The sequence below is a fragment of the Agromyces sp. NPDC060279 genome, assembly GCF_042726785.1.
In the GTDB taxonomy this organism is placed as follows: Bacteria; Actinomycetota; Actinomycetes; order Actinomycetales; family Microbacteriaceae; genus Agromyces.
Genome location: NZ_JBHXBK010000001.1, coordinates 1,530,815 through 1,536,943, shown reverse-complemented (window position 1 = coordinate 1,536,943; position 6,129 = coordinate 1,530,815). Strand labels below are relative to the sequence as shown.

Below are 6,129 nucleotides of genomic sequence, written 5' to 3'. Positions count from 1 at the left end.
GAGTCCCCCCCTTCTTCCGAGTCTTTTATGCCGCTTTGGCATTGTTGTACCACCTCTGCTGGCGCAACGATGCCGAAGTGGCGCTGGGGCGTCGGTGGGACGGATGGCGCGGCCGATTCCGGCTCGGCGCTTGACACGGGCGCGCCCACGTGGTTGGTTAGTTACACAAGTAATGAACCAACCAAGGTTCGTTCCCGGGGACGACGCACAGGAAGGCCGGAATGGACGAATCCCGCCCGATCTTCCTCCAGATCGCGGAGCAGATCGAGAACGACATCATCGACGGGGTCATCGCCGAAGGGGCGCAGATCCCCTCGACGAACGAGTTCGCCGCGTTCTACCGGATCAATCCGGCGACCGCACTGAAAGGGGTGACCCGGCTCGTCGACGACGGGATCGTGGTCAAACGAAGGGGCATCGGCATGTTCGTGACCGAGGGCGCCCGCGACCGGCTCGTCGAGCGCCGGCGGGCCGACTTCGCGGCGGAGTACCTCCGGCCGCTCATCATCGAGGCCGAGAAGCTCGGCATCACCATCGACGACCTCGCGGCACTCATCCGCGCGGAAAGGATCGCATCATGACCAGCACCGTGGTCCGCGCCAGCGGTCTCACCAAGCGCTACGGCTCCTTCGCGGCCGTCGACCACGTCGACTTCGCGCTCGAGGAGCACCGCATCTACGGCCTCCTCGGCCGCAACGGCGCCGGCAAGACGACGCTCATGCAGCTGCTCACGGGCCAGCTCTTCCCGAACGAGGGCGAGCTCGAAGTGTTCGGCCGCCGGCCCGCCGAACACGCCGACGTGCTGCGCCGGCTCTGCTTCATCGCCGAGTCGCAGCGCTACCCCGAGGACTTCACGCCGAAGCACGTCTTCACCGCGGCCCCGTGGTTCTTCGAGAACTGGGACGCCGAGTTCGCCGAGCGGCTGATCGCTGACTTCCGCCTCCCGGTGAAGCGGCGCATCAAGAAGCTCTCCCGCGGCCAGCTCTCCGCCGTCGGCGTCATCGTCGGCCTCGCGAGCCGGGCCCCGCTCACCTTCTTCGACGAGCCCTACCTCGGGCTCGACGCGGTGGCGCGGCACATCTTCTACGACCGGCTCCTCGAGGACTACGCCGAGCACCCCCGCACCATCGTGCTCTCGACGCACCTGATCGACGAGGTCGCGAACCTCCTCGAGCACGTCATCCTGATCGACCAGGGCCGCATCCTGCTCGACCGCGACGCCGAAGAGGTGCGCGGGCAGGCGACCACGATCGCCGGCGCCCGCTCCGCCGTCGAGGAGTTCGTGCAGGGCCGGCCCGTCATCGGCCGCGAAGGCCTCGGCGGGCTCGCCTCGGTCACGATCGACGGGCGCCTCGACCGCGAGGAGCGCATCCGGGCCGCCGAGCTCGGGCTCGAGCTCGCGCCGGTCTCGCTCCAGCAGCTCATCGTCCACCTCACCGGCGCAGACCTCGCCGGTTCGACCGAGAAGGAGGTCGCCGCATGACCGCCGTCGCCACCGCCACCGCCGAACGCGAGCTCGGGGCATCCCGGCTCCGCGTCGGAGAGATCTGGCGCATCGTGCGCCTGCTCGCCGTGAACCCCACGATCTTCTTCGGGGTGCCCTGGATGATCCTCGGCGGCGCCTGGGCCGTCACGATGGTGCTCGCGCTCATCATGACCGGTGCCGGGGCGCCGATGGAGGAGGCCCGCGAGGGCTTCCGCTACAGCTGGGCGGTGCTCTCGCCGCAGTGGTACCTCGTCGTCGTGGGCGTGCAGGCCGTCGCGTACACCTTCTCGTTCGCGCTCGGCTTCGGCTCGACCAGGCGCGACTTCTGGCTCGGCATGAGCGTGATGTTCGTGCTCGTCTCGGCCGAGATGGCCGTCGCGATCGCGACCCTCGTGCAGCTCGAGCAGCTCACGAACGGCTGGTGGATCGGCGCGGGCATGTTCGACGCGCTCTGGTACGGGCAGCTCGGCTGGGGCTTCGACTTCCTCTCGACGTTCGTGCTGCAGCTGCTCGTGCTCTTCGTCGGCGCGAGCGCGACGACGATCTACATGCGCTGGCGGGTGCGCGGCATGATGGTGCTGCTGTTCGGCACCGTCGCACTCGTGCTGATCCTCGTCGCCTCGCTGACCTTCACGGGCTCGTGGCCGGCCGTGTGGAGCTGGCTCGGCGGGCTGACCCCGACCGGCCTGATCCTGCTGGGGCTCGCCGCCGCCGCGGTGGCGGCCGTCACCGGCTTCCTCGTGATCCGCCGGGCCACCCCGCGCTGATCGCGGCAGTGCACCACCCGAGTTGCCCGACTTTCATGGAAGTCGGGCAACTCGCGTTTCCGGGTCATCCCAGCGGCGGCGGCGCGGGTCATCCGGTCGGATGACGCCTCGCGCCCCGGATCATGCCCGCGCCCGACGCGCCCGCCACCGCCCGCCCGGCAGGCTCGAAGCATGAGTTCCTTCGTCATCGAGGCATCCGGCCTCGAGAAGTCCTTCGGCCCCACGCGCGCCCTCGCCGGGGTGTCGCTCGCCGTGCGCACCGGGGAGTCGCTCGCGATCATGGGCGCCTCGGGCTCCGGCAAGACGACGCTCCTGCACTGCCTCGCGGGCATCACCCTGCCGGACGCCGGCACCGTCTCCTTCCTCGGCGGCACCGGCCGCGTGCAGGTCGACGCGCTCGGCGAGCGCGACCGCTCCCGGCTGCGCCGCGAGGCGTTCGGCTTCGTCTTCCAGCAGGGCCTGCTGATCCCCGAGCTCACGGCGATCGAGAACGTCGCGCTCGCGCTCATGCTGAACGGGATGCCGCGGGCTCGTGCCGAGGAGCACGCCCGCGGCTGGCTCGCCGCCCTCGGCCTCGCCGGCCTCGAGGACCGGCGCATCGGCCAGCTCTCCGGGGGACAGGCGCAGCGCGTCGCGATTGCGCGGGCCCAGGTCACCGGCGCGAGCGTCGTCTTCGCCGACGAGCCGACGGGCGCCCTCGACTCGGCGACCTCCGCCGACGTGATGGGGGCGCTGCTGCACTCCACCGTCGGACAGGGGCGCACCCTGGTGCTCGTCACGCACGACCCGGAGGTCGCGGCGCGCTGCTCGCGCATCGTCGACGTCCGCGACGGCCTGATCGTCGGTGAGCGGATGCCGCAGCCGAACGGTGCGGCGGCCGAGTCGGCACCTGCCGCGCCGCCTGCACCGCCTGCGCCTGGCGCCACGGCGGTGCCCCTGCCCGCGCCAGGAGGCCGGGCGTGATCGGCCGCGTCGCCTGGCTGCTCGCCCGCCCCGGATCCTCGGGTGCGGCGACCCTCGTGCTGCCGATCACGGCGTTCGCGATCGTCACCGCGCTGCTGCTCACCGTCATCGGCGGCGCCCAGTCGTTCTGGCGCTGGACGGACGACGCCGCCACCGCCTACCAGCTGCTCGCCGTGATCGCGCTCGTGCTGCTCGTCGTGCCGCTCGCCTCGCTCGGCGGCGCGGCCGCGCGGCTCTCCGCCAGACGCCGCGACGACCGCCTCGCGACCCTGCGGCTGCTCGGCGCCACCCCCGCCACCGTCTCCGCGCTCGCCGTGATCGAGTCGGCGATGCTCGCCCTCGTCGGCTCGCTGATCGGGATCGTCGGCTACTTCGCGATCATGCCCGGCATCGCGCTCGTGCCGTTCCGGGGCGAGCCGCTCGGCATCGGCGGCGTGCTGCTGCCGCCCGCCGTGCTCCTCGCCGTGCCGCTCGGCATCGTGCTGCTCGCCGTCGTGAGCGCCGTGCTGGGCCTGCGCCAAGTGATCATCTCGCCGCTCGGCGTGCGGACGCGCCAGGACGCCCCGAAGCTCTCCTGGCTGCGCGTCGCGATCGGCGCCGCGGTGATCCTGCTCGCCTTCGGGCTGATGAACGTGCTGCAGCTGGCCGGCGAGGCATCCGTGCTCTTCCTGTTCCTCGGCGCCGCGTTCGGCGGCACCCTGGCCGTGCTGAACCTCATCGGACCGTGGGTCATCCGGCTCGTCGCCCAGGGGCAGGCGAAGCGCGCGGCGAAGCCCGCGAAACTGCTCGCCGCCCGCAGCGTGCTCGAGTCGCCGAAGGCCGCCTGGCGGCAGGTGTCGGGCGTCGCGATGACGAGCTTCATGGCCGTGTTCGCGGGCGTCGGCATCGCGCTCATGGACGCGATGGGCGGCTCGGGCGAGATGGACCGGGACGGGCTCGAGCTCATCACCGACATCCGCACCGGCATCCTCATCACCGTCATCGGCTCGTTCCTCATGGTCGCCTGCTCCGTCGGCGTGAACCAGGCCGCCGGGATCCTCGACCGCCGCGAGCTCTCCCGCTCGCTGCACATGCTCGGCATGCCCGAGCAGACGATGGACGCCGCGCGCCGCCGCGCCGTGATGTCGCCGCTGCGGATCACCGCGATCGGCTCCGCCGTGATCGCCGCGGTCGTCATGCTGCCGCTCACGGGCATCACGCTCATCGTGCAGCCGCTCGCGCTGCTCGTGATCGCGGGCGTGCTCGCCGCCGGCATCGGCGTGGTCGCCCTCGGGCTCGTCGCGACGCGGCCGATGCTGCGGCGCGCGGCGGAGTCCGGATAAGCCCCCGACGTCGGCCCGCACCCGGGATCGCGGGCCGACGTCGGGCACGAGAACCGGGGCTGCGCGAAGTAGGGTCGAAGCATGACCGCGATCGACGACCGGGACGCCGCGATGTCCGAGCTGCTCGGCATCCGAGCGAGCATCGACAACATCGACGCCGCCCTCATCCACCTGCTGGCCGAGCGCTTCAAGTTCACCCAGCAGGTGGGCCGGCTGAAGGCGACGCACGGCCTGCCGCCGAGCGATCCCGACCGTGAGAAGCGGCAGATCCAGCGCCTGCGCGCGCTCGCCGAAGACGCCCACCTCGACCCCGCGTTCGCCGAGAAGTGGTTCAACTTCGTCGTCGCCGAGGTCATCCAGCACCACGAGGAGCTCGCCGGCAACGGCGCCTCCGGCGAGCTGTGAGCCGCGCCCGATGAGCTGGTACCCCGTGCCGCTGCCCGATCTCACGGGCCGCCGCTACCTCGTGACCGGCGCGAACGCCGGGCTCGGCTTCTTCACCAGCGCCCGGCTCGTGGGCGCGGGTGCCCACGTCGTGCTCTCGGGGCGCAGCCCGGAACGGCTCGAGACGGCCGCCGCGGTCATCCGCGAGCGGGTGGATGCCGGAGCCGACCGCGGCGAGCTCGGCGGCCGGGTCTCGACGCTCGTCATCGACACGGCCTCGCTCGACTCCGTGCGCGCCGGCGTCGCCGCGCTCCGCGGGGAGCCGCAGCTCGACGGTGCCGTGCTGAACGCCGGCATGGTGCACACGCCCGGCCGGCGGCTCGAGAGCCCCGACGGCAACGAGCTCGTGCTCGCCACGAACGTGCTCGGGCACTTCGCGCTGCTGGCCGGGCTGTTCGGCGCGGCGGGCGCGGGCGACGAGCTCGTGCCTGGCTCGCGCCGCTTCGCGGACGGCGCGCGGGTGATCACCCTCGGCTCGCTGTCGACGAAGCTCTCGACGTTCCGGGTGGGCCAGCTGCAGCTCGAGCGGGGCTACGACTTCTGGCGCGCCTACGCGCAGTCGAAGATCGCCGGGCAGTCGATCGGCTTCGAGCTCGACCGGCGGCTGCGCCGGGCCGGCGTGCCGGTGGCGAGCATCGTCGCGCACCCCGGCTATGCCATCTCGGGCCGCACGCCCACCGTGCCGGGCGTCAACGAGCCGAGCCGCGGCGACCGCTTCGCCGACGCGCTGCAGGCGCTCTGGGCGCAGGGCAAGCATCGCGGCGCCGAGCCCGTGCTGCACGCGCTCACGGCGGCCGACGTCGCGGGCGGCGAATTCTGGGGCCCGCGGGGGCTCGTGAAGGGCGCGCCCGCCAGGCAGCAGCCGACCCGGGTGTCGAGCGATCCGGTCATCGGCGCGAAGACGTGGGCGTTCGCCGAGCTGGCGACAGCCACCCCGTTCACCCTCGTCGGCTGATGCGCGGGCTCCTCGCGGGCTGGTGGGCGCGGCCCGCCGTGCGGCGGCGCGCCGCGACGGGCGTCGCGGTCGTCGGCACGGTGCTCGCGGTGCTCGGCGTGTTCACCGGGCGCTGGGGCGTCGTGGTCGTCGCGATCGTGCTGCTCGGCCTCGCGGCGGCCCTCGGCCCCGCACGGATCCGGCGCTGAGGGC

The 6,129-nt window shown here is 72.6% G+C and carries 8 protein-coding genes; all 8 read left to right on the top strand.

Annotated features, from left to right (window positions below; translation table 11 throughout):
* Positions 1–221: 221 nt before the first annotated feature.
* The 8 genes from ACFWE1_RS07250 to ACFWE1_RS07215 all read left to right on the top strand — a co-directional run bounded on the left by ACFWE1_RS07250 (position 222) and on the right by ACFWE1_RS07215 (position 6,125).
* A complete protein-coding gene (locus tag ACFWE1_RS07250) occupies positions 222–581 on the top strand; it encodes a GntR family transcriptional regulator (RefSeq protein WP_376932792.1) in 360 nt (119 codons plus the stop codon).
* The gene (locus ACFWE1_RS07245) at positions 578–1,483 is read left to right on the top strand and encodes an ABC transporter ATP-binding protein (protein WP_376932791.1); all 906 of its coding nucleotides are present in this window, start codon (positions 578–580) and stop codon (positions 1,481–1,483) included. The genes ACFWE1_RS07250 and ACFWE1_RS07245 overlap by 4 nt, the downstream gene beginning before the upstream one ends.
* A complete protein-coding gene (locus tag ACFWE1_RS07240; RefSeq protein WP_376932790.1) occupies positions 1,480–2,253 on the top strand; it encodes a hypothetical protein in 774 nt (257 codons plus the stop codon). The genes ACFWE1_RS07245 and ACFWE1_RS07240 overlap by 4 nt, the downstream gene beginning before the upstream one ends.
* A 171-nt stretch (positions 2,254–2,424) precedes the next feature.
* On the top strand, positions 2,425–3,216 hold the full coding sequence (locus tag ACFWE1_RS07235) for an ABC transporter ATP-binding protein (RefSeq protein ID WP_376932789.1): 792 nt from the start codon (positions 2,425–2,427) through the stop codon (positions 3,214–3,216).
* On the top strand, positions 3,213–4,538 hold the full coding sequence (locus tag ACFWE1_RS07230; protein ID WP_376932788.1) for an FtsX-like permease family protein: 1,326 nt from the start codon (positions 3,213–3,215) through the stop codon (positions 4,536–4,538). Before ACFWE1_RS07235 ends, ACFWE1_RS07230 begins: the two co-directional genes overlap by 4 nt.
* 81 nt (positions 4,539–4,619) lie before the next feature.
* Positions 4,620–4,943, top strand: coding sequence for a chorismate mutase (locus ACFWE1_RS07225; RefSeq protein ID WP_251203119.1), 324 nt, complete (start codon positions 4,620–4,622; stop codon positions 4,941–4,943).
* A gap of 10 nt (positions 4,944–4,953) precedes the next feature.
* Positions 4,954–5,937 carry an SDR family NAD(P)-dependent oxidoreductase gene (locus ACFWE1_RS07220; RefSeq protein WP_376932787.1) on the top strand — a complete coding sequence of 328 codons (984 nt, stop codon included), beginning with the start codon at positions 4,954–4,956 and terminating at the stop codon, positions 5,935–5,937.
* Positions 5,937–6,125: a hypothetical protein gene (locus ACFWE1_RS07215; RefSeq protein ID WP_376932786.1), complete on the top strand. Its 189-nt coding sequence runs from the start codon at positions 5,937–5,939 to the stop codon at positions 6,123–6,125. The genes ACFWE1_RS07220 and ACFWE1_RS07215 overlap by 1 nt, the downstream gene beginning before the upstream one ends.
* The last annotated feature ends 4 nt before the right edge of the window (positions 6,126–6,129 follow it).